Source organism: Salinispirillum sp. LH 10-3-1 (assembly GCF_030643825.1).
Lineage (GTDB): Bacteria > Pseudomonadota > Gammaproteobacteria > Pseudomonadales > Natronospirillaceae > Salinispirillum.
Window position 1 is genome coordinate 447,880 of sequence record NZ_CP101717.1, and the last position, 22,256, is coordinate 470,135.

The window sequence follows — 22,256 nt, forward strand, 5'->3', positions numbered from 1 at the left end:
AGGTGCGCTGTTCAATTGGGCGGTTTGATAGCTGGTTGATGATCTATCAGCTTGAGGTGTGGTGAGGGCGGTATCGCGGGGCGTGTGCCGCCATGGATGGCGGCATCGAGCCAGCAGGGATGCTTTCACGGCGTCCCCAAGATACCTCCCTCACCACGCCTCAAGCCATTGACAGAATCAGCTCGCCAACTCCGGCAAATCCCGAAACAATTCGAGGGCCTGCGGGTTGGCAAGGGCGTCCTTGTTTTTAACGGCCTCGCCCATGACCATCTTGCGCACGGCTAACTCGACAATTTTCCCCGAAATAGTCCGTGGAATGTCGGCCACCTGAATCACCTTCGCCGGCACATGACGCGGCGTTGTGTTCGCACGAATGGTTGTTTTTATCGTATTGACCAACGCATCGTCCAGAGTGTAACCGTCTTTCAAGCGCACGAAGAGCACAACACGCACATCGTCGCCCCACGGCTGCCCAATACACAGACTTTCTTGCACTTCTTCAACTTTTTCGACTTGCCGGTAAATCTCCGCCGTACCGATACGCACCCCACCGGGGTTGAGTACCGCATCTGAGCGACCGTGAATAATCACGCCACCGTGCTCGGTGATCTCACCGTAATCGCCGTGCGCCCAAATATTCGGGAAGTTCTCGAAATACGCCCCGCGATATTTCGCTTGATCGGCGTCGTCCCAGAAGTAGATTGGCATCGACGGGAAGGGCTTCACACACACCAACTCGCCTTTCTCGCCAACAACGGGCTGGCCGTCGTCGTTAAAAATTTGTACCGCCATGCCGAGGCCACGGCATTGCAGTTCACCCGAGTAGACTGGCAATAACGGCGAGCCTAAGGCGAAGCAGGAGACGATGTCGGTGCCGCCAGAAATAGACGACAGCATGACGTCGGACTTGATGTCGCGGTACACGTAGTCGAAGCTTTCAGGGGCGAGCGGTGAGCCCGTCGAGAGCACGGCGCGCAATTTCGGCAGGTGATGCGATTCGCGCGGTTTGGCGTCGCCTTTTTCCAGTGCAGCAATGTACTTGGCGCTGGTGCCAAACACGCTGATGCCTTCCTGTTCGGCAATGTCCCACAAGCTGTCGATGCGGGGTGCCATAGGAGAGCCATCGTACAGCAAAACGGTGGCGCCGACGGCGAGGCCGCTGACCAGCCAGTTCCACATCATCCAACCGCAGGTGGTGTAGAAAAACAGCGTGTCGTCACGTTGCAGGTCGCAGTGCAGCATGTGCTCTTTCAGGTGCTGAATCAGTGTGCCACCCACGCTGTGCACGATGCACTTGGGCACGCCCGTGGTACCGGACGAGTACATGATGTACAGCGGGTGGTCAAAAGGCACTTGAGCAAAGGTGATCTCGTTGGCGGTGGTGTCCACAAAATCGTGTAGGGTGACGGCCTTGGGCAGCCCTGCGAGGTCGGGCGTGGCTGACAGATAGGGAACAACCACAATGGCTTGTATGGAGGTGATTTTGTCGACAATTTCCCGCACACGGCCTAGGCTGTCGATGCGTTTGCCGTTGTAATGGTAGCCGTCGCAGGTGAACAGCACTTTAGGCTCTACTTGGCCGAAGCGGTCGACTACGCCTTGAATACCGAAGTCGGGAGAGCAGGAACTCCACACCGCACCCAGTGAGCTGGTGGCGAGCATGGCGACGACGGTGTCGATGCGGTTGGGCATAAAGCCGGACACACGGTCGCCCACGGTAACACCTTGTTGGCGCAGGGCGCTGGCGACTTGCGCGACCTGTTGATACAGCTCAGCGTAGCTCAACTGCGCACGGTTACCGGCTTCGTCGCGGAAAATCAGGGCGGTACGGTCATCACGGTAACGCAGCAGATTCTCGGCAAAGTTCAGGCGGGCTTGCGGGAACCAGCGCGCGCCGGGCATCAAGTGGCCGTCGGCCAATACGGTGCCGCCTTTCTGGCTGGCGACGATGCCGGAATAGTCCCAAAAACTGTTCCAAAAGGACTCGTGCTGGTCAACTGACCAATCATACAGCTCGTCGTAAGTACTCAAGTCGAGACCGAATTGGTCATTCATGGCCTGCATAAACTCGGTCATGCGGGCGGCGTTGATACGATCGGCACTGGGGGTCCAGAGTGGCGCAGTCATCACGCTCTCCTAATACTTATTATGTTGATAGATTAACTCATTTTGCGGCCACCGTACGGGTGTACGGTGGCCGAGATAGCTGCATGCTGTAAAAATTTGTGTGCAGGCTAACAGGGCATGCTTATTGTGCATGGTCGCTGTTCATATTTACTGCGCCGTGTAACCACCGTCCATAACCACCGCCTGCCCGGTCACACCACGGGCGCGCCCGCTGGCCAGGAACAGGCAGTAATCTGCGATTTCCCGCGCATCCAGCAGGCGGCGCTGCGGCACCAGCGGGTAAATGACTTCTTCTAATACGCGTTCCAGTGGCACGTTGCGGGTTTGCGCCAGGTCTTCGAGCTGGCCACGTACCAAGGGAGTGTCGACGTATCCGGGGCACAGTGCATTGACGTTTACGCCGAAAGCGGCGCCTTCCAGAGCAGCGACCTTGGTGAGCCCGATCACGCCGTGTTTGGCTGAGTTATAGCCTGCCTTACCAGCAAACCCGACCAGCCCGTTAATGGATGCCATATTGATGATACGGCCGCTGCCTTGTTTCTTCATCACTGGAAAAACGTGCTTGATGGCTAAAAAGGGTGCGGTCAGCATGATGTCGAGCAGCTTGCGATACATCTCGCTGGGAAATTCTTCCAGCGATGCAACGTGCTGCATGCCAGCGTTGTTGATCAATACGTCCAAGCCTTGGAAATGCTCGATCACGCGGTCAATCGCGCCCAGAAACTCTGCTTCATCGGTGACGTCGCACGCCACACCCATACGGTCTTTTCCTTCGCCGCCCAGCAGGTCGAGCGCATGCTGTAGGGCTTCCTCGTTGCGATCAAGAATCGCTACGCGCGCGCCCTCTTCCAGAAAGGCGCGGGCTATTTCGAAGCCGATGCCGCTGGCGGCACCTGTGATGAGTACGCTTTTTCCCATCATGGTTTTGTACCTCTATACCTAAGGTTTTGCTCAGGCAACACCGAACCAGTGGCGCTGCGTGCAGCGCCAGTCCGAGGGTGTTCAGCTCGGTTTAACGTTGGTTCGGTGAGCCAATTTATTGTTATTGAGAATCGCTCTTTTACTTCGGCATCATGCCCGGCAGCCACAACACGATGGACGGAAACAGGATGCACAGAATCAATGCACTCAGCTGCAACAGCACAAAGGGAATGACAGACGTGTAGATGGTGGTAATAGGAATTTCGCCATTGGTGATGCCCTTCAAATAAAACAGGGCGTAGCCAAAGGGCGGGGTTAAGAAGCTCGTCTGCAGATTGATCGCCACCAGTATCGCAAACCACACCAAGAAAGCCTGCTGTGTCATGCCCATGCCGAAATCCATTAAGGTGATGACGGGTAGCAACAGTGGCAGAATAACGTAGCTGATTTCGATCCACTCTAAGAAGAAGCCGAGAATAAAGATCAGTAACATCATCATGATCAGCAGCCCGTACGGGCCTAAGCCAGTGCTGTCGACCAATTCCAGAATCATGTAGTCGCCACCCAACCGCTTGAAGATCGCACTGAAGCAGGCAGCACCCACCACAATGAAGAGGATCATCGCCGTCGTCTTCGAGGTGTCGTAAGTAACATCACGCAGATTCTTGAAGTTGAAGTTGCCGCCGATCAACGCCAGGATCATTGCACCCGCCGCACCGATAGCCGCGGCTTCGGTTGGTGTGGCAATGCCCATCATGATGGAGCCTAGCACTGCAACAATCAGCAGTACGGGGCCAACCAGATCACGCAAGAGTGCGATGGGAAGCGGAGTAGGATCGTGGTCCAGTGCGTTAGGGTCGGGCAAAGGCATCCACTCGGGTTTGATTTTGCCAACCAGTAGCAGGTAGCCGATGTAGAGCACGCCCAGCATCAAGCCCGGCACCAAGGCGGCTTTAAACAGCGCGCCGACCGACACGTTGAGTATAGAGCCCATGAGTACCAACATGATGGACGGTGGGATCAAGATGCCCAGCGTGCCGGAAGCCGCCACTATGCCCGTCGCCATTTCAGGCTTGTAACCTTGTTTGAGCATGATGGGTAGGCCGAGCAACCCCAGCATGACCACTGAAGCCCCGACGATGCCGGTACTGGCTGCCATCACGATACCCAGCAGCGCTACGGAAATGGCCAGTCCACCGTGCACACGTCCGAACAGACGTTGCAGAGTCAGTAGCAAGCGGCGTGCAACGCCGGACTTTTCCAGCATCAAGCCCATAAACACGAACAGAGGAATGGCGATGTACAGCCAATTCTCAATCACACCACCAAATATCCGCGAGCCCACAATGCCGACAAAGGGCATGGGGATGTCACCGATGATGGCGAACATTATGCCAATACCACCCAGTAGAAACGCTACCGGGTAGCCGGTAAAGATGCCGAGGAGCAGCGCCATTACCATTAAAAATGGGAGTAAGTATTCACCGAACATAGAATTTCTCCTTATCCATCCGCGCCGGATCCAATAGAGCGGCAATGGTGGACAGACAGCGAGCGAAGGCATTCAGCGCCAAGAAGCCTAAAGCGATTGGCAGTGCGCCCTTAATCAAGAAGCGGTGCGTGAGTCCACCGTAGTTGGACTGTTCACCGGATATAAAACTCATGCGAACCTGTGGCCAGTTCATTTCAGCCACAATCCAGCAAAAGGGAATCAGTAAAGCCAGATGGCCGACCAGGTCGATGATCAGGCGTACACGTGGCGAAAAGCGTTCATAAATAAAGTCGACGCGTACATGGCTGTTGGTGTGTAAGGCATAGGTCGCGCCAAACAGCATTAATAGGCCGTATAGGTGCCACTGCATGTCGATTACGCTGTTAATGGTTAATGCACGCCCGAGCAGAAAGACTCGATCCTGCCAGCGTGCAAGTTCGTTCATGCCAAGCGCATTCATAACGACGGTGAGCAGTACAACGGCGATGATCGCCAGCACCAGCCAGCTGGTGAGGCGACCGACCCAAAGCCCGGTCAGAATGACCGGCCGGGCTATGGCGTCAAGCACCGCCGCTACTCGTAAGAGAACGGCGGTTTTCATCAGTTCATCTCCTGCAATTCATACCACTGATCGAACATGGCTTTATGTTCCATCAGAGACTCATAAGCCTCACGGAACCCAGGCGTATTCTCGAACTCTTCAGCCAGAACCTTCTGCCAGCCTGATTCAAGCTCTTGCAGTACATCGTCAGAGAAGCGACGCACTTCGATACCGGTAGCGGCCTGCATACGATTCAGGGCATTGATCTGATCAGGCACGGCTTGCGCCATAGACCATTGCAGAGTAGAGCGGCATGCCGTCTCGACTTGCGCTTGCTGAGTTGCAGTCAAACCGTTCCAGACGTTCTTGTTCATCATCAACGAGAACCAACTGGTGGACTGGTGCCAGCCAGGGAAGTAGTAGTACTGAGTGATCTCTTGCAGACCGGTTGATTCATCAACGCTAGGTACTGAGAATTCCGCAGCGTCGATACGACCACGTTCCAGTGCCAGATAAATTTCACCACCAGGGATCAACTGAGTAGAAGCGCCGAACTGGTTCAATACTCGTGCACCCAAGCCAGAAATACGCATGCGCAATCCGTCAAAGTCGCCGATGGTATTGATTGGCTTGTTGTAGAAGCCGCCCGTTTCCTGAGGCGAAATGAAGCACGCCAGCACCTTAACGTTATACGGGTCGTAAGCTTGCTGCAGGTACTTAGCGCCGTCGCCGGACCACATCCAAGATGCCATGACTTCGGCAGATGGGCCAAATGGCAGCGAGCCGTACATGTTTACCAAGGGAACCGTGCCCGCCCAGTAGCCGATCCAATCCCAGCCTGCGTCTACAGCACCGGTTGAAACCGCGTTGAACACTTCAAAAGGCGGTACTAAGTCGCCTGGCTCGTACACGCGCATGTTAATGGCACCGTCGGTGATGGTGCGCAGTTCATCAGCAAGATGCACCGCACCTTGACCCAAGAACATGTTGGTGCCGAAAACGCTGGCAACGTCCATGCGCTTAGTCTGTGCCATGGCGACAGACGCGCAGACGGACAGTGCCGCAGCGGAAGCAAAGGCAAGCGCGAGAGGCTTGATTTTCATAGGTGTTCTCCTGATTTTGAATCATTGTTGTTGTACTTGTAGTCAATATCTACTTCGGAGGGTCCATGCCTACTGTTATCGTTGTTGAGGCAGGCGTGTACACACAAGGTGTGGGACCACTGCGAGAGGACATATCAAGAAAGGTGCCAGTGTTTTAAAAAGCTATATAAAACAAAGGCTTATGTGCTTTTCTGGGTGTTGATTAGAGCGCCCGAAGGACTGAGTGCGTTCGGATTAGTCCGAAAAACCGGAAAAATCCGCTCGATTTGAAGGTTTTAGGGCTTACAGTCATTCCGAAAAAAAAGACACTGTCCGGAATGTCGGAATAAATGGGTCTACAGTCCGAAGCGCGCGAGCTTTTCATACAGTGTTGATTTTGAAATGCCGAGATACTTGGCCGTTCGCAGGCGATTGTCACCGCAGGTGGCTAACGCTTCACGCAGTATCATCCGCTCGGCGCTGGCTAAGCGCTCTTTCAGAGTGCCGCCGGTAATCACATCTTGCGCTCTCGCCCCGGCAATGTTCTCTGGCAAGGCTTGCAGGGAAATCTTGCGACCCTGGCTCATATAGAACGTAGCTTCTAGCACATTCTCTAATTCACGAATGTTGCCCGGCCAGCTGTACTCCAGCAGGCTGGTCAGCGCTTGCGCAGTCAGCTTGGGCGTGCGGCGGCCGGTACGACGGGCCAAGCGGCTTAAGAAATGTTCGGTCAGTGCGGGAATGTCTTCACGGCGTTCACGCAAGGGCGGCAAATTCAACGGTACCACATTGACGCGGTAATAGAGGTCTTCGCGAAATTCTCCGGCTGCAATCAGTTCTTCTAGTGGCTGGTGCGTGGCCGCCACCAAGCGAATATTCACCGGTACGAGGCGTGTTGCGCCTACGGCTTCTACTTCGCGGTCTTGCAGTACGCGTAACAGCTTGGCCTGCATCGACAGGGGCATGTCGCCCACTTCGTCTAAAAACAACGTGCCACCATCGGCCAGTTGGAATTTGCCCGGCTTGCCGCCCTTGCGCGCGCCGGTAAAGGCGCCGTCTTCGTAACCAAACAGCTCGGCTTCTAGCAGGTTTTCGGGAATGGCCGCGCAATTGACCTTAATAAAAGGACCGTCGGCGCGTTCCGACAGTTGGTGAATGGCGTGCGCATACAGTTCCTTACCGGTACCGGATTCGCCACGAATCAACACCGAGACATCGCCCGAAGCGACCTTTTTCACTTTCTCGTTCAGGGCATGAATGGCCGGGCTGCGGCCGATGATGTCATTGAGGCGAAAGTGCGCGCCAGTATCCGGTCCGGCGCTGTCTTTTTGCCCTTGGCGATAATAGTCGCGTTCGGCAATTAAGGCTTTGATCTGGCTGTTGATCTGTTTCCATTCGTGGGTGTCGTGAAACAATACTGTACCGACTGCACCTACAACTTTGCCGCTTTCCACAATCGGGTAGCGGTTGGCAATCATGTAGTTGCCGCGTATTTCCTGCAGCGAGGTGCGCTCCGGCTTGCCCGTGCTTACCGCCATGTGCATACGGGTATTCTCGATCACATCAGTCACCGGCTTGCCCGCAATTTCGTCGCGATTCACGCCAATAAACTGCGCGTAGGGGCGATTCATAAAGAGAATACGCGCCTCATCATCCACGATCACGATCCATTCTTCCATGGCGTCAAACGCTGCCGCGTAGCTCTCTATGGACTGCGACAGTTTAGTGATGGGCGTGTGGTTCACAGCTAGCTCCGGAAAACGGTTTGGCCGAATCATGCCAGCTTTCCGAGTATCTGGATAGTGTCCTGAACTTCGGAATAGGGTGCGCCCTTAGCTGCCATGGGGTGGCGGCGAGTCAGTCCGGCTTTCCGGATGATTTGGCTCAGCGCAGTGGCGCTTCGCATGGCTAAAAGGGCTAAGGGGTCCGTTAAATCATTGATAGTAAACAATAAAATTCAAATGGAACGGATATTGAATAGGCCAACGATTACAACAACAGCGTGGTAAGTCGTCGCACAGCGACGCGTCAAGCCACCCATTCCGTCAAGATAAAACGACAACAAAAAAGGCATTATGATGAAATGGCACCTTACCTTCCAGCAAAGCCTCTGGGGCTTGCTGGCACTTGTCATATTGGGTATGGCAACGTTAATGACCATTGGTATGCGCGGGTTGCACCAACAAAATCAAGCGTTTGCTGAAGTGGGTAATACCGCGGATCAAGCACTCGATTTATTGGCGCTGGAAGCAGAGATATTGCAGCTTGAATTGGCGCGCCGTGATCTGAGCACAGACGAACTGGTGGAGTTTAATGCGCGGTTAGCGGCATTGCCGACCAGTATTGCCGACACCTTAGCGTCTGTCTCGTTGGATACCGCGGACCTCGCGCGGATCGCTGACCGGTTTATGGCGTCCTTCACTGCTACTCTGAATGACCAAATTGCCATGGGCTTATCGGCCACCGAGGGGCAGCAAGGTGCATTGGCAGACAGCGCCGCGGTGCTGTCCTATGAACTTGAAGGCCTGGGTGCGCTGGTGACACGCTTTAATGACGTCCGCTCGCTGGAAAAAGATTTTGTGATACAGCCAAGTCCCGACTCGACCGAGCGTTGGCGCACCGCCATCAGTGATTTTGCAGCCAACTTGGAACGCATTGGATTTGATGATGAATTCGGTGACTTTCTGGCCGACTATCAGGCGGCTGCCGTTGCCCTCATTTCCGGGCGGTTCGCCATGGATGAATCGTCTGCGGAGCTGGCGGTGATCAGTAACGACCTGATCGCTGCGCTCACAACGTTGGCGCGGCGCACCGCCGGTGAACAATTGCAGCTAGCTCAAGAGCAAGCGCGGGCGCAGGTCGGGATTCAGCAGTTCAGTATGGTATTAACCGGCGCGGTAGTGGCTGTGTTACTGGCTGGGGTGATCTTGCTGCTGAGCCGGCGCCTACAGCGGCGTATCAATGCGTTGCTGGCGTTCCTGAACAGTGTGGCGTCGGGCGACTTGCGGGAGCGTATGCCGGTGGCACGTCACGATGATGAGTTGGGCGCACTCGCACGCGGTATCAATCACATGGTGGAGGCGTTGTCTGGGCTGGTGGTCGGTTTGCAGAGTTCCAATCAGCAGTTGCAGCGCATGGCCTCAATGATGGAAGAGCATATAGCCGGTATCAAATCGGCCGGTGAGTCCTTGCATGAGCGCAGTGATGCCTTGGCATCGGCGATGGAAGAAGTCAGTGCCACGACCGATCAAGTCGCCAAGTCAGCCGCCTTGGTGGATGAGTCGACACGCGGCGCCGCAGAGGCAGCCACACAGGGTGGGCAAGTCATCGGGCAAGCCATTGATGCGATGCAGGACATTGCTGATACCGTGGCGAACATTGACCAGCGCGCCGGACACTTGGGTGAGCATTCAGAGAAAATCGGCGCTGTACTGGAGTTGATTAATGGCATCGCCGAGAAAACCAGTCTGCTGGCCTTGAACGCCGCCATAGAGTCAGCACGCGTGGGCGAGGCAGGGCGTGGTTTTGCCGTGGTGGCCGACGAAGTGCGGGCGCTGGCCGAACAAACGGCCGGGGCCACAGGCGATATCGGCCAGCGTATTGCCGGTATTCAAACCGACACGCGCGCCACCATTGAAGCAGTGAAAAATGCCCGCGACAAAGTGGAGTTGGGCAGCAAACTGGGCAGTGAAGCGCTGGTGGCCGTGGATGGCATTCGCACCACCAGTGGCGAGTCCTCCAAGCGGATGGATGAAGTGCGCGTAGCGGTCGACGAGGTAGCGACCACGACCAGCACCATGGCGCAAGATATGGATCAAATAGCCGCCTTAGTAAACGAACAGCAATCGCGTGTGGTCGAGTTGCTGGCCGTGACCAAGGATGTGCATGCGGAGGCGCATGGGCTTGCCGATGGGGTTAGTCAGTTTAAGGTTTAGCTAGTAAAAAACTATTTCGCTCGCACTGGCGGTGTTAAAATTGGCTTCAAAATGCTCACCTACAAATAAGTAGGCTGCGCTCTTTGAAGCCAATTTTGCCTTGCCATTGCTTCGCTCGTTACGTTTTTTGGCCCGCCGTAAGTCCAGATCAGTCACTATTGCTCTGCTAGTAAGGTCTGCAACTCATCGAACAAATACGGATTGGTCACCAGCAGGTTTTCCGACGCCATGCTGGTGGGCAAGCCGTTCAGTGGTGGCCAAATATGACCATAGTGCGCGCCCGCTTCGGTAGCGATCAATTGCGCGGCGGCGCAGTCCCACAAACTGACGGTTTCGTAATAGGCTGATAGGCGTCCGCAGGCGACCCAGCAGATGTCCAGCGCCGCCGAGCCATTACGCCGGATGTCGGCGCAGTTGCGCAATACAGTCTCTAAGCGCGCCAACAGCAAAGGCAGTTCCGGTACCTTGTCGTACGGGAAGCCCGTGCCCACCAAGGCATTCTTCATAACCGCGACCTTGTTGGGTTGTATCGGCTGGCCATTCAGCCACGCACCCTTGCCCCGTTCGGCACTGAAGGTCTCTTGCTGAAAGGGTGCATTCACCACCCCCAGTTGTGGCACGCCGTGCTCGTAAAAGGCAATGGATACCGCCACATGGCTGTGTCCGTGGGCGTAATTTACCGTGCCGTCGATGGGATCAATGATCCACAGCGGGCCGTTCAGATCAGCGATGTCTTGTAGCTTGCTGGCGCTTTCCTCGGCCAGTATTTGATGCGTAGGGAAGTGCCGGCGAATATGGTCGGTGATGAGCTGGTCGGCGGCCACATCGGCATTGGTGACTAATTCGTTGCCGGGTTTGTAGTCCAGCACCAGTTGGTCGCCACGCAGGCGCGCAATCAGTTCGCCCGCTTCGGTGGCCCATGCGGTCAGAAGGTCTAGCGTCGGCTTCATGTAAACTCCTGCATTACTCATACGGTACACTCGTTTTATGGTCTGTAATCTTTGTCCTTTAAGGGCTTAAAGCGTAGACAAAACCCCTTCATTCCCATAGAATTCAGGGAATTTGCCTGCGGGACGGCAGGGCGAAAAAATGTATTCGAGCGAGGTGAGCTTCATGTTCATCTCGCTTTTTTACAACCATTTGGCAGTCAATCTAAACATATCGCTGCATGATGTCGATAGATAGCAACAACTGCCAGCAAAATATGGTGTTCGTTCTGGGGTCTCCGAGCAAGCGTTTCGATTGAACAGTTACCGGGTGAGGACCTTACTTTGACTATACCAGCCATACTTGCGCTCGCCGATGGGAGCGTCTTCCATGGCATCGGAATCGGCGCGGAAGGAGAGACCACAGGAGAAGTGGTGTTCAATACTTCCATGACCGGCTATCAGGAGATCCTGACGGACCCTTCCTATGCAGAACAGATCGTTACCCTGACTTACCCCCACATCGGCAATACCGGTGTTAATTCCGAAGATGAAGAGTGTGATACGCTCTGGGCTAAAGGCCTGATCATCCGTGACCTCCCGCTGTTAGCCAGCAATTTCCGCAGTGAAGAATCCCTATCGTCGTATATGCAGCGCCACAAAATGGTTGCCATTGCAGACATCGACACGCGCCGCCTCACCCGCATTCTGCGCGAAAAGGGCAGTCAAAACGGCTGCATCATGGCCGGGCCACAGGCCACCGCGGAAGCCGCCATTGCTAAAGCGCAGGCTGCGCCTTCATTGAAAGGCATGGACTTGGCGAAAGTTGTCAGCACCGCTGAGTCATACGACTGGCGCAGCGGCGTTTGGGCATTAGGCGAAGGCCACCCAGAGCTGGCAGATGCTGATTTGCCGCACCACGTGGTCGCGTTCGACTACGGTGTGAAGCGCAACATTTTGCGCATGCTCACCAGCCGCGGCTGCCGTGTAACGGTCGTGCCAGCGCAGACACCCGCGAAAGACGTTTTGGCGCTCAAGCCAGACGGCGTATTCCTGTCCAATGGCCCCGGTGACCCGGAGCCGTGTGACTACGCAATCACTGCAATTAAAGACATTCTGGAAACCGACATCCCGGTGTTCGGTATCTGTTTAGGACACCAGCTGTTGGCCTTGGCCAGCGGCGCGAAAACCGAAAAGATGAAGTTCGGGCACCACGGTGCGAACCACCCGGTGCAGGACTTGGCGACCAAGAAGGTGATGATCACCAGTCAGAACCACGGTTTTGCGGTGGCAGAAGACAGCTTGCCGGCCAATGTTGAAGCAACGCACCGTTCGTTGTTCGACGGTTCTTTGCAGGGCATTCGTCGCACCGACAAGCAGGCGTTCAGCTTTCAGGGGCACCCTGAAGCCAGCCCAGGCCCGCAAGACGTGGCCGGCTTATTCGACCAGTTCGTAGAGATGATGGCAGCGCGTTAGTACTGACAAAGGCCTCTGAGGCCAGCCCCCGATTGATCAAAGTGTGTCGGTTGCTTTGAATTGGGTACGGGGTAGAGCCGCAGGCAGTGCGGACCACTCAAAGCAGACCCTTTGCGGCAGGACGCCGCAACGGAGCCCCATGGATGGGTTTATGCGTGTCTGCGGCGAGTGGTCCGTACTGTCGGCGGCGGTGCAGCCAAGCGAGCACCGGCAAGGCGACTCAAGAATGTACGAACTTGAATTAGTAATGAATTTAGGCACCAAAAGAGAAACTTGACTCATGCCGAAGAGAACAGACATACAAAGCATTTTGATCATTGGCGCAGGCCCGATTGTGATTGGGCAAGCCTGTGAATTCGACTATTCAGGTGCGCAAGCCTGTAAAGCCCTGCGGGAAGAAGGGTATCGAGTCATTCTCGTTAACTCCAACCCCGCCACCATCATGACCGACCCCAGCATGGCCGATGCCACCTATATTGAGCCCATCGTCTGGCAAGAAGTCGCTAAAATCATCGAAAAAGAGCGCCCTGATGCCGTACTGCCCACCATGGGTGGCCAGACCGCATTGAACTGCGCCCTTGATCTAGAGCGTAACGGCGTACTGGAAAAATTCGGCGTCACCATGATTGGCGCCAACGCCGACACCATCGACAAAGCCGAAGACCGCTACCGCTTCGACCAAGCCATGAAAGCCATTGGCCTCGAAACCCCACGCTCCGGCATCGCCCACAGCATGGAAGAAGCCTGGGCCATTCAGAAAGACCTTGGCTTCCCAACCATCATTCGTCCCTCGTTCACCATGGGTGGCTCGGGCGGTGGTATCGCCTACAACAAAGAAGAATTTGAAGAGATCTGCCTGCGCGGACTCGACCTTTCGCCCACCAACGAACTGCTCATCGACGAAAGCCTGATCGGCTGGAAAGAGTATGAAATGGAAGTGGTGCGCGACAAAAACGACAACTGCATCATCATCTGCTCGATTGAGAACTTTGATGCCATGGGCGTACACACCGGTGACTCCATCACCGTTGCACCCGCGCAAACGCTGACCGACAAAGAATACCAAATCATGCGGAACGCCTCTCTGGCCGTACTGCGTGAAATCGGCGTCGAAACCGGCGGTTCCAACGTGCAGTTCGGTATCGACCCGAAAACCGGCCGCATGGTCATCATCGAAATGAACCCACGAGTATCTCGCTCGTCAGCATTGGCCTCTAAAGCGACCGGCTTCCCGATTGCCAAAGTGGCTGCCAAACTGGCAGTCGGTTACACCTTGGACGAATTGAGCAACGAAATCACCGGTGGTTTAACACCGGCCTCGTTCGAGCCTTCGATCGACTACGTCGTGACCAAGATCCCGCGCTTCGCGTTCGAGAAATTCCCGCAAGCGAATGACCGTCTGACCACGCAAATGAAGTCGGTCGGTGAAGTCATGTCCATTGGCCGTAACTTCCAAGAATCCTTCCAAAAAGCCCTGCGTGGTTTGGAAGTCGGTGCGGCTGGTCTTGATCCGAAACTCGATGTTAACGAAGCCGGCGCGCGTGAAAAGCTGGTGCGTGAACTGAAAGAGCCCGGCCCGGACCGTGCCTGGTATCTCGGTGATGCCTTCCGTATGGGCATGAGCGTGCAAGAAGTCTATGAACTGAGTGGCGTTGATCCTTGGTTCTTGGTGCAGATGGAAGATCTGATCAAAGACGAAGCCATTATCGCAGCCTCTTCAATGGCGAGCTTGAATGCGGATACGTTGCGCCGCTACAAGCGCAAAGGCTTTGCCGACGAGCGTTTGGCTGCCTTGCTGGGCGTAAAAGAAGCCGAAGTGCGGGCTTTGCGCCATCAGCACGGTATTCGTCCGGTGTATAAGCGGGTTGATACCTGTGCCGCCGAGTTCGCGACCAGCACCGCGTATCTGTATTCCAGCTACGACGAAGAGTGTGAGTCCAACCCCACTGACCGCGACAAAATCATGGTCATTGGTGGTGGTCCGAACCGCATTGGACAGGGCATCGAGTTCGATTACTGCTGCGTACACGCGGCCTTGGCGATGCGCGACGAAGGCTACGAGACCATCATGGTTAACTGTAACCCGGAAACCGTATCGACCGATTACGACACGTCCGACCGTCTGTACTTTGAGTCGGTAACCTTGGAAGACGTGTTAGAAATCGTTGATCTGGAAAAGCCAAAAGGCGTGATCGTGCAGTACGGCGGCCAAACCCCGCTGAAACTGGCGCGTGCCTTAGCGGCTGCGGGCGTGCCGATTATTGGGACGTCGCCGGAAGCCATTGACCGGGCGGAAGACCGCGAACGCTTCCAGCACATGATCCAAAAGCTGAACTTGTTGCAGCCCGACAATGCCACCGTGCGCAGTGTTGAGCAGGCGGTGGTAAAAGCCGCTGAAATCGGCTATCCCTTGGTGGTCCGCCCAAGTTATGTCTTGGGTGGCCGTGCTATGGAAATCGTTTACGACGAAGAAGAACTGCTGCGCTATATGCGCGACGCGGTAAAAGTCTCCAACGACTCGCCGGTATTGCTTGATCGCTTCCTCGACAGCGCCATTGAAGTCGACATCGACGCCGTATGCGACGGTGAACGCGTGGTGATCGGTGCCATCATGCAGCACATCGAACAAGCGGGCGTGCACTCCGGTGACTCCGCCTGTTCGTTGCCGCCGTTCTCCTTGCCGCAAGTCATTCAAGACCAGATTCGTGAGCAAGTCTCTGCGATGGCGCTGGAGTTGGGTGTGGTCGGGCTGATGAACGTGCAGATGGCATGGCAGGACGATAAGTTGTACGTCATTGAAGTGAATCCACGTGCTTCGCGTACAGTGCCCTTTGTCTCTAAGGCTATTGGTCGCTCGTTGGCCGATGTTGGCGCACGCGTGATGGCTGGTAAGTCACTGGTTGAGCTGGACTTCACCAAAGAATTGATTCCAACGTTCTTCTCAGTGAAAGAATGCGTACTGCCGTTCAACAAGTTCCCCGGTGTGGACCCTATTCTCAGTCCAGAGATGAAGTCGACCGGCGAAGTCATGGGTGTTGGTGACACCTTTGGTGAAGCCTTTGGGAAAGCCACGCTGGCCACCAATGTGAAGATTCCGCGCAGCGGCAATGTAATCATCAGTGTGAAAGAGCGCGACAAGCCAAAAGCCGTAGAGTTGGCGCGTAAGCTTCAAGCGTTGGGCTTTACAGTGCTTTCCACTCGTGGCACGGCAGCCTATTTGGGCGAGCGTGGTATCGACGTCAGTGTGGTGAACAAGGTGAAAGAAGGTCGTCCGCACATGGTCGACATGATCAAGAACGATGAAATTCACTTTATTGTGAACTCCACCGAAGGTCGTCAAGCTACCGCCGACAGTGCATTGATCCGTCGCAGTGCGCTACTGCACAAGGTGTATTACACAACCACACTGGAAGGAGCGGCCGCATCTGTGGCAGCATTGGAGCATCAAGCGGACAGTACCGTTCGCAAACTCCAAGATTTACATAAGGAAGCGGTGCAATGACCACGCGTTACCCAATGACCGTCGAGGGCGAAAAAGCCCTCCAAGACGAACTCAAGCAATTGAAATCCGTTGAGCGACCCAAGGTGATCGCGTCAATCGCAGAGGCGCGTGAACACGGTGACCTGAAAGAAAATGCTGAATACCACGCGGCGCGCGAGCAGCAAGGTTTTATTGAAGGCCGTATTGCCGAAATCGAAGCCAAGCTCGGCGGCAGTCAGGTCATCGACGTGAAAGCGCTGCCGCACACCGGTAAAGTGGTGTTCGGCACTACGGTCTCTTTGATCAACTTGGAAACCGATGCTGAGGTTAAATACCGCATTGTCGGGGAAGATGAAGCTAACGTGAAAGAAAATCGTATTTCCGTTACTTCTCCCATTGCTCGCGCATTAATCGGTAAAGAAGAGGGTGATGTGGTGAACGTCGTCACCCCCGGTGGCCAAGTCGAGTACGAAATCGAGAAGGTCGAACACCTATGATGATGACCCCACTGCGCCACTTGGGTGCGCGGTTGATGTTTGTATTCGCCGTGGGCAGCCTGTGGGCAGTGGGGTATCTCGTCGGCCCGTTCTTGGCCGACAGCGTTGCAGCAGAGGAACTTCTGGTGCTGCGTAAAATCACCATGCTATTGGCTCTGTTGTGTTTCGCCATTGTGTTGCTGGCGCGTGCGCAAGCTTTGCAGTGGCGGCCATGGCAAGACACCGTCTTTCAAGTCGGCGGCGCAGCCAGTGTCGTCGGCATCATGTATGTCATGGTCGATGGCAGCGCCACGGCCTCGCCCATTCTCTACGGCATCGTGAGCTTGCTGTGCGTTGCTTGGGTCGCTTTCCAGCAGTAGATCGACTAGGGCTCTCGGGGTATGCCTCCGGCGCTCCACGGCAGGCCGGGGAGTCGCGCCTTGAGGCATACGCCCTGCGCCCTCGCGATACCCCGTCGTTAGCTATTAGATAGAATGTTCGACGTTCAAAAAGGTCAGTCCCGCGTAAAACCGCACGCTTTTTTTCCTTTCTCTGTCCAGAATCTGGCCATCAGCGTCTGCTAAGGAGAATGTCATGCGCGCCTTTCATTTTACGGCTTTAACCACTGCAGCCTTGGTGCTCAGTGCCTGTGCACGGAATGACGGCACAGACGTAGCTTCAGCTGATTCCCTGAGCTCAGAATTGAGTGCACCCGACACCCAAGTCGTAGAGCGCATGATTTTCCCCGGCCCGGACTTCCCCGAACCGCGTGATCTTGGGCCTTCCACGTTAACGCAAGTTACCCAGCCGATGGCGCTGGAACGCTTTCTGAAAGCTGGCTTAGTGCGCGCCTATAACGAAGCACCACCGATGATGATCATGCGCACCATGGGCATGGCAGAAACCACTGCGGACAGCGCACCCTCTGCCCCGGTCAGTGAAACCAATACCATCGAACAAGGTGTCGACGAAGCTGACCGGGTAAAATACCTGAATGATCATCTCTACATTCTTAACCAGCCTGATGTGTTCTATCCGTGGCATCCAGTAGAAGGTGGCTGGCGCGGTGAACGCGAGATAAAACCGGCGAGTATCCAGGCGTTTTCGGTGAATCCGGATGCGACACACCGTGCCCAGGGTAGCTTTGAACTGCACCCCGATCTGGTTTGGGTGAATGGCTTCTACACCCGTGGCGATTCGCTGCTGGCGGTGGGCGGACGCCGTATGCCCTACCACGGTTGGAATGAGCCTCTGTATTGGCAGAATGGTAAGGTGGCCGTGGAGGCGCTTAATGTCCAACGCCCCGACCGTATACGAGCGGATTGGACACTGACCATTGATGGAGACCTCGTCGACAGCCGTCGCGTAGACAATCATTTGGTGTTGGTCACGCGTTTCAGTCCATCCATCAAGGGTATCGAATACGCGTGGAATGACGATGAAGCAAAGGCACGCAACGCCAGCTTGGTCGCCGCTACGCCGTTAAAAGACCTATTGCCCAGCATGACCTTTAACGATCAGCACATTGACCCAGCAGTTTTGGCACAGGGCTGCTATCTACCACTGGATGGCGAATGGGCCGATGCGGGCTATCACACGCTGACGCAGATTACCGTCATCGATCTGGACCATCCCGAGCAGTTCACCACCGAATGTGCCGCTACACCGATCAACGGCATCTATCAGAATCGTGAAGCCGTGTACTTGCTCGACAGCCCTGACTGGAACAGTCAGCGCAGTCAGTTACACCGCTTTGATTTGACCACCGTGCGTCCCGCGTATTACGACAGTTACGACTATGATGGCGCCTTGGGCTGGAATAACCCGGAGTTCCGTATCCGTGAGCACAACAACGTACTGACTTTGGTCACTACGGAATACGTCAACGACGACTGGTGGCACCGTTTGATCAATGTGGCGGTTGAACCGTCTGGATTTCGGGAGTTGGCGGTATTGCCCAATCCGCGCCAGCCGGAACGTATTGGCAAGCCACGAGAAAACGTACAGGGCGTGCGCCTTACTGACGACCGGGCATTCATTGTGACTTTTGAACGCACAGACCCGCTGTATGTGATTGATATCACCCGCCCGGCCGAGCCTTATATGACGGACGCCTATGAAGAAACCGGCTTCTCGGACTACCTGCACCGTGTAACCGACGATCTTTTGGTGGGCATCGGATTTCAAGCGAATTTAGACGGCGTGCAAACGGCATTAAAAGTGAGTTTGTACGATGCGTCGGTACCCGGCGACCTACGTTCGGTATACGACGATGAGTGGGGCGGTCGTGGCTCATGGGCACCGGTGTTGCACAATCATCATGCTTTGACCGGTTTGGCCTGGCCAAATCAGCCGCGTTACCGACTGGCCTTTCCGGTCATGTTGGCGGAAGACTGGAACGACCGCCAAGGGGGGGTGCTGCTCTATGACATCACTACCGCTCCAGCGCCAACGTGGGATAGCCAGTGGGTGCCAATAGATTCGCGCGATCAAGACGGCTGGATGGCCGTGCAAGACGCCCGCGCGTTCTTTTACGGTGACGCTGTGCATCTGGTGTGGGGTCGAGAGCTCATCTCCTTCCCATGGCAGAACCCCACCGCCCAGCGGCGCACTGCCTGGTAATCCGACATAGTTAAAAACGTAACGAGCGCAGTAGTTTTTAACCCAGAAGGGTGGTGAGCGCATCCACCACCCACTGGTGGTCTTCTTCCTGCGGTAACCCCGAAACGGTTACCGCACCGATCACGCCCATGTTGCGCAAGCGCAAGGGGAAGCCTCCCCCGTGTCCTGCGTACACCCGTGCGTCGATGTAGTCCTTCTCTTCAAACACCTTACCGCGCGCTGCGTGTGACTGCCCTAGAAAATAGGTGCTGTGGCCAAAGCGCAATACCGACGCTCGTTTGCGTTCTACCCAATGGTGTTGTTCCGGCTGTGCCCCGGCGGTCGCAACGCGATAGATGACCTGCTGAAACGCAAAGACTTCAATCACTAAGGCAACCTGTTTTTGTAGAGCCCGCTGATGCAGCAGCTCTCCCAATGCCCAACCTGTGGTGTGATCAAATTGAGTGAATTGTAAATCCGACTCCTGTTTGAGTAGAGTGTCGAGGCTGACAATGTCTGGGTTCATAGCGCATAACTCCATGGCAGAGTACGTTGCTCAGCCGCCGATTGCTCGGCTAAATTCATAGTGTAGATCAGTGCACAGGCCTGTGCTGGGGTAACGGGCGCAGCACCGCCTTCACGGATAGCCAACGCCAGTTGGCGATAGAAGTGTCGATAGTCGCCAGGCGGTGGGGTAGTGTTGAAGGACTCGTCGGCTAGAAAACGCTGAATACGCTGCGTGGAGCCGCTGTTGGGGTAGCCGGTGTCCCATGGCATCTGACCACCGCGCAAGGCCTCCTCTTGTGGGTCTACGCCCCAGCACTGCCAGCCACCGTGTTCAAAGCGCGCATTGAAGCGTCGCATGTCGCCAGCCTCAAAAGGCGATGAACCGACGGTCACGGCGCATTGCGCATAGTTCAACTGCACTTCAAACCAATCTGTGGTGCTGCCGCCTTGGCGTAACGTACGCAGATTGGCCTGTAGGCTGTCGGGCGCACCGAGCAACAGCAGTGCTTGATCCAACAGGTGGGGTCCCAGATCCCAAAAAATACCGGTGCCTTCGCCGGGTAGCTCGCGCCAGCGGTGCTGTGGCTGTGGTCTGAATCGATCAAAGCGGGTATCGAGGTGGCGGAGCGCGCCCATTGCACCGTCAGCGATCAACGCTTGCAGGGTTAAGAAGTCACCGTCGAAACGACGGTTCTGGTACACCGTCAATATTCGATCATATTGCGCGGCCAATTCGGTCAGACGCTCCATTTGTAAGAGCTGGGTCACCGCCGGTTTTTCTAACAAAACGTGTTTGCCGGCTTGCAGCGCCTGCTCAGCCAAGGGAAAGTGCAGGTCGTTAGGTGCGGTAATTACCATCAAATCGATGTTCGGGTCATCCATCAACGCCTGACTGGTGCCGACCACACGTGCGCTCGGCACGATACTATGGACTAAATCGACTTGACGGCTCTGTACGGCACTGAGTTCAAAGTCGGCCAGTGCCTGAATAAAGGGCGCGTGAAAAATGCGTCCCGATAAACCAAAACCTATTAGACCAACGCGAATCGGGGAAGCAGACAAAGCGGCAACTCCTGTTTATTTTTTGTCATTTAAGTGGCAGCGCCTGTTGAGAAGCAAGTATCAAAGTGTAACCACTGAAGCCTGAGCAGGCGTGTCGACTAGGTTTTATGAAATTGGTGTGGTTCTTGCTCTCTTGACCGCATGGTCAGTGGAAAGGGGTGTCAGCCTGAGCTGACGCGCCAAAACTTTCCATTACTTTACAGAGATGAGAATTTGCGCCATCTTATGGTGCATGGTGAAGCGCACCAAACGGACTCCGCGAATAAGGAGTGGCGCATTGTTTGAAAGCGTACACCACGCTCAACACCAACAACAACCTAGAGAGCAGAACTATGCTAGAACGTCTGTTTCAGATAAAAGCACAAGGCTCCAGCGTCAAGACGGAAGTGATCGCTGGTATAACCACCTTCCTGACGATGGCTTACATCATCTTCGTTAACCCGGATATTCTGTCAGGCACCGGTATGGATCGTGACTCGATCTTTGTCGCTACCTGTCTTGCTGCCGCAGTCGGCTGTTTGATTATGGGCTTATGGGCCAACTACCCCATCGCCCAAGCGCCGGGCATGGGCCTCAACGCCTTCTTCACCTACGGTGTAGTGTTGGGCATGGGTCACGCGTGGGAGACCGCATTGGGTGCAGTATTCCTGTCGGGTGTTCTGTTCATGCTGCTGAGCATTTTCAAAGTCCGCGAATGGATCATCAACGCCATTCCTAAGTCGGTACGTTTAGGTATTGGCGCCGGTATCGGCTTCTTCTTGGCGATCATTGCGCTGCAAAATGCGGGCATCGTTGTGGGCAATCCAGCGACCTTGGTCACCTTGGGCGACTTGACGGCTGCGCCCGCTATTTACGCTCTGATCGGCTTCTTTGTGATCGCCGCTTTGGCGTATCTGAAGATTACCGGTGCGGTTATGATCGGCGTGTTGGCGGTGACGGTTGTTTCTGCATTGACCGGCCACAACAGCATTGGAGGCGTGGTGTCTATGCCACCTTCCATCGCACCTACGTTCTTCAAACTCGATATCGTTGGTGCCTTGGACGTAGCAATGATCAGCGTGATCTTTGCCTTCTTGTTCGTCGACTTGTTCGACACGTCGGGTACGTTGATCGGTGTGGCTGAGCGCGGCAAACTGTTGGACAAAGACGGCAACCTGCCACGCATCAACCGCGCCATGATGGCTGACTCAAGTGCTTCTATGGCCGGCGCTCTGTTTGGTACGTCAACCACCACCAGTTACATTGAAAGTGCATCGGGTATCGCTGCTGGCGGACGGACGGGTTTAACCGCCGTTGTAGTTGCCATTCTGTTCTTGCTGAGCTTGTTCTTAGCGCCCCTGGCGGGTTCGGTACCTGCCTTCGCTACCGCTGGTGCGTTGCTGTACGTCGCGGTATTGATGACAGGCGCACTGGCTAAAGTCGATTGGGACGATGTCACCGAAGCGGCGCCCGTTATGATTGCCGCTCTGGCTATGCCTTTTACCTACTCCATTGCGGAAGGTATCGCATTGGCGTTTATCAGTTATGCGGTCATCAAAACCTTGTCTGGTAAGTGGAAGGATGTCAGCATTGCGGCCTACGTTTTGGCGGCGCTGTTTGTGCTGAAATACATCTTCCTCGGATAAGTAA

16 protein-coding genes are annotated in these 22,256 nt (G+C 55.3%); 7 read left to right on the plus strand and 9 right to left on the minus strand.

Translation table 11 applies throughout. The annotated features are described in order from the left end of the window. Positions 1-177: 177 nt before the first annotated feature. The 6 genes from NFC81_RS02045 to NFC81_RS02070 form a co-directional block, all read right to left on the minus strand. Complete coding sequence (locus NFC81_RS02045; protein ID WP_304995873.1) at positions 178-2,127, minus strand: acetoacetate--CoA ligase; 1,950 nt, start codon at positions 2,125-2,127, stop codon at positions 178-180. 147 nt (positions 2,128-2,274) lie between these two features. Continuing rightward, entirely contained in the window at positions 2,275-3,048 is a 774-nt protein-coding gene (locus NFC81_RS02050) for a 3-hydroxybutyrate dehydrogenase (RefSeq protein ID WP_304995874.1), read from the minus strand. A gap of 139 nt (positions 3,049-3,187) precedes the next feature. Continuing rightward, on the minus strand, positions 3,188-4,540 hold the full coding sequence (locus NFC81_RS02055) for a TRAP transporter large permease subunit (protein ID WP_304995875.1): 1,353 nt from the start codon (positions 4,538-4,540) through the stop codon (positions 3,188-3,190). Further along, complete coding sequence (locus NFC81_RS02060; protein WP_304995876.1) at positions 4,530-5,141, minus strand: TRAP transporter small permease subunit; 612 nt, start codon at positions 5,139-5,141, stop codon at positions 4,530-4,532. Before NFC81_RS02060 ends, NFC81_RS02055 begins: the two co-directional genes overlap by 11 nt. After that, positions 5,141-6,184, minus strand: a complete 1,044-nt coding sequence (locus tag NFC81_RS02065; RefSeq protein WP_304995877.1) for a TRAP transporter substrate-binding protein — start codon at positions 6,182-6,184, stop codon at positions 5,141-5,143. Before NFC81_RS02065 ends, NFC81_RS02060 begins: the two co-directional genes overlap by 1 nt. Before the next feature lie 335 nt (positions 6,185-6,519). Continuing rightward, complete coding sequence (locus NFC81_RS02070) at positions 6,520-7,941, minus strand: sigma 54-interacting transcriptional regulator (protein WP_304995878.1); 1,422 nt, start codon at positions 7,939-7,941, stop codon at positions 6,520-6,522. A 297-nt stretch (positions 7,942-8,238) separates the two neighbouring features. On the opposite strand from NFC81_RS02070, the gene NFC81_RS02075 reads away from it, so the two are divergent. Then, positions 8,239-10,098, plus strand: coding sequence for a methyl-accepting chemotaxis protein (locus NFC81_RS02075; RefSeq protein ID WP_304995879.1), 1,860 nt, complete (start codon positions 8,239-8,241; stop codon positions 10,096-10,098). 155 nt (positions 10,099-10,253) lie between these two features. On the opposite strand, the gene NFC81_RS02080 is transcribed toward NFC81_RS02075, so the two are convergent. Next, positions 10,254-11,048 carry an inositol monophosphatase family protein gene (locus NFC81_RS02080; protein WP_304995880.1) on the minus strand — a complete coding sequence of 265 codons (795 nt, stop codon included), beginning with the start codon at positions 11,046-11,048 and terminating at the stop codon, positions 10,254-10,256. Between the two features lie 321 nt (positions 11,049-11,369). Here NFC81_RS02080 and carA point away from each other — a divergent pair, with 321 nt between their 5' ends. The 5 genes from carA (at position 11,370) to NFC81_RS02105 (ending at position 19,079) form a co-directional block, all read left to right on the plus strand. Beyond that, complete coding sequence (gene carA, locus NFC81_RS02085; protein ID WP_304995881.1) at positions 11,370-12,500, plus strand: glutamine-hydrolyzing carbamoyl-phosphate synthase small subunit; 1,131 nt, start codon at positions 11,370-11,372, stop codon at positions 12,498-12,500. Between the two features lie 280 nt (positions 12,501-12,780). After that, positions 12,781-16,002 (plus strand): carbamoyl-phosphate synthase large subunit, encoded by a 3,222-nt coding sequence (gene carB, locus NFC81_RS02090; RefSeq protein ID WP_304995882.1) that lies wholly within the window; start codon positions 12,781-12,783, stop codon positions 16,000-16,002. Next, entirely contained in the window at positions 15,999-16,478 is a 480-nt protein-coding gene (gene greA, locus NFC81_RS02095) for a transcription elongation factor GreA (protein ID WP_304995883.1), read from the plus strand. The genes carB and greA overlap by 4 nt, the downstream gene beginning before the upstream one ends. Continuing rightward, positions 16,475-16,837 (plus strand): hypothetical protein, encoded by a 363-nt coding sequence (locus NFC81_RS02100; RefSeq protein WP_304995884.1) that lies wholly within the window; start codon positions 16,475-16,477, stop codon positions 16,835-16,837. Before greA ends, NFC81_RS02100 begins: the two co-directional genes overlap by 4 nt. Positions 16,838-17,051: 214 nt before the next feature. Beyond that, the gene (locus tag NFC81_RS02105) at positions 17,052-19,079 is read left to right on the plus strand and encodes a beta-propeller domain-containing protein (protein ID WP_304995885.1); all 2,028 of its coding nucleotides are present in this window, start codon (positions 17,052-17,054) and stop codon (positions 19,077-19,079) included. Between the two features lie 37 nt (positions 19,080-19,116). Here NFC81_RS02105 and NFC81_RS02110 read toward each other — a convergent pair whose 3' ends face one another. Further along, positions 19,117-19,584 (minus strand): heme-degrading domain-containing protein, encoded by a 468-nt coding sequence (locus NFC81_RS02110; RefSeq protein WP_304995886.1) that lies wholly within the window; start codon positions 19,582-19,584, stop codon positions 19,117-19,119. Next, positions 19,581-20,627 (minus strand): Gfo/Idh/MocA family oxidoreductase, encoded by a 1,047-nt coding sequence (locus tag NFC81_RS02115; protein WP_304995887.1) that lies wholly within the window; start codon positions 20,625-20,627, stop codon positions 19,581-19,583. The genes NFC81_RS02110 and NFC81_RS02115 overlap by 4 nt, the downstream gene beginning before the upstream one ends. Before the next feature lie 332 nt (positions 20,628-20,959). Between NFC81_RS02115 and NFC81_RS02120 the strand changes: the two genes are divergently transcribed. Then, positions 20,960-22,252 (plus strand): NCS2 family permease, encoded by a 1,293-nt coding sequence (locus tag NFC81_RS02120; protein ID WP_304995888.1) that lies wholly within the window; start codon positions 20,960-20,962, stop codon positions 22,250-22,252. Positions 22,253-22,256: the final 4 nt, after the last annotated feature.

Bases quoted from the DNA above. Each gene is read 5' to 3' on its own strand.
- NFC81_RS02065 (WP_304995877.1), bottom strand. From the start codon at position 6,184: ATGAAAATCAAGCCTCTCGCGCTTGCCTTTGCTTCCGCTGCGGCACTG.
- NFC81_RS02045 (WP_304995873.1), bottom strand. From the start codon at position 2,127: ATGACTGCGCCACTCTGGACCCCCAGTGCCGATCGTATCAACGCCGCC.
- NFC81_RS02080 (WP_304995880.1), bottom strand. From the start codon at position 11,048: ATGAAGCCGACGCTAGACCTTCTGACCGCATGGGCCACCGAAGCGGGC.
- carB (WP_304995882.1), top strand. From the start codon at position 12,781: ATGCCGAAGAGAACAGACATACAAAGCATTTTGATCATTGGCGCAGGC.
- NFC81_RS02105 (WP_304995885.1), top strand. From the start codon at position 17,052: ATGCGCGCCTTTCATTTTACGGCTTTAACCACTGCAGCCTTGGTGCTC.
- NFC81_RS02110 (WP_304995886.1), bottom strand. From the start codon at position 19,584: ATGAACCCAGACATTGTCAGCCTCGACACTCTACTCAAACAGGAGTCG.
- NFC81_RS02120 (WP_304995888.1), top strand. From the start codon at position 20,960: ATGCTAGAACGTCTGTTTCAGATAAAAGCACAAGGCTCCAGCGTCAAG.
- NFC81_RS02060 (WP_304995876.1), bottom strand. From the start codon at position 5,141: ATGAAAACCGCCGTTCTCTTACGAGTAGCGGCGGTGCTTGACGCCATA.
- greA (WP_304995883.1), top strand. From the start codon at position 15,999: ATGACCACGCGTTACCCAATGACCGTCGAGGGCGAAAAAGCCCTCCAA.
- NFC81_RS02050 (WP_304995874.1), bottom strand. From the start codon at position 3,048: ATGATGGGAAAAAGCGTACTCATCACAGGTGCCGCCAGCGGCATCGGC.
- NFC81_RS02075 (WP_304995879.1), top strand. From the start codon at position 8,239: ATGATGAAATGGCACCTTACCTTCCAGCAAAGCCTCTGGGGCTTGCTG.
- NFC81_RS02070 (WP_304995878.1), bottom strand. From the start codon at position 7,941: ATGATTCGGCCAAACCGTTTTCCGGAGCTAGCTGTGAACCACACGCCC.
- NFC81_RS02055 (WP_304995875.1), bottom strand. From the start codon at position 4,540: ATGTTCGGTGAATACTTACTCCCATTTTTAATGGTAATGGCGCTGCTC.
- NFC81_RS02100 (WP_304995884.1), top strand. From the start codon at position 16,475: ATGATGATGACCCCACTGCGCCACTTGGGTGCGCGGTTGATGTTTGTA.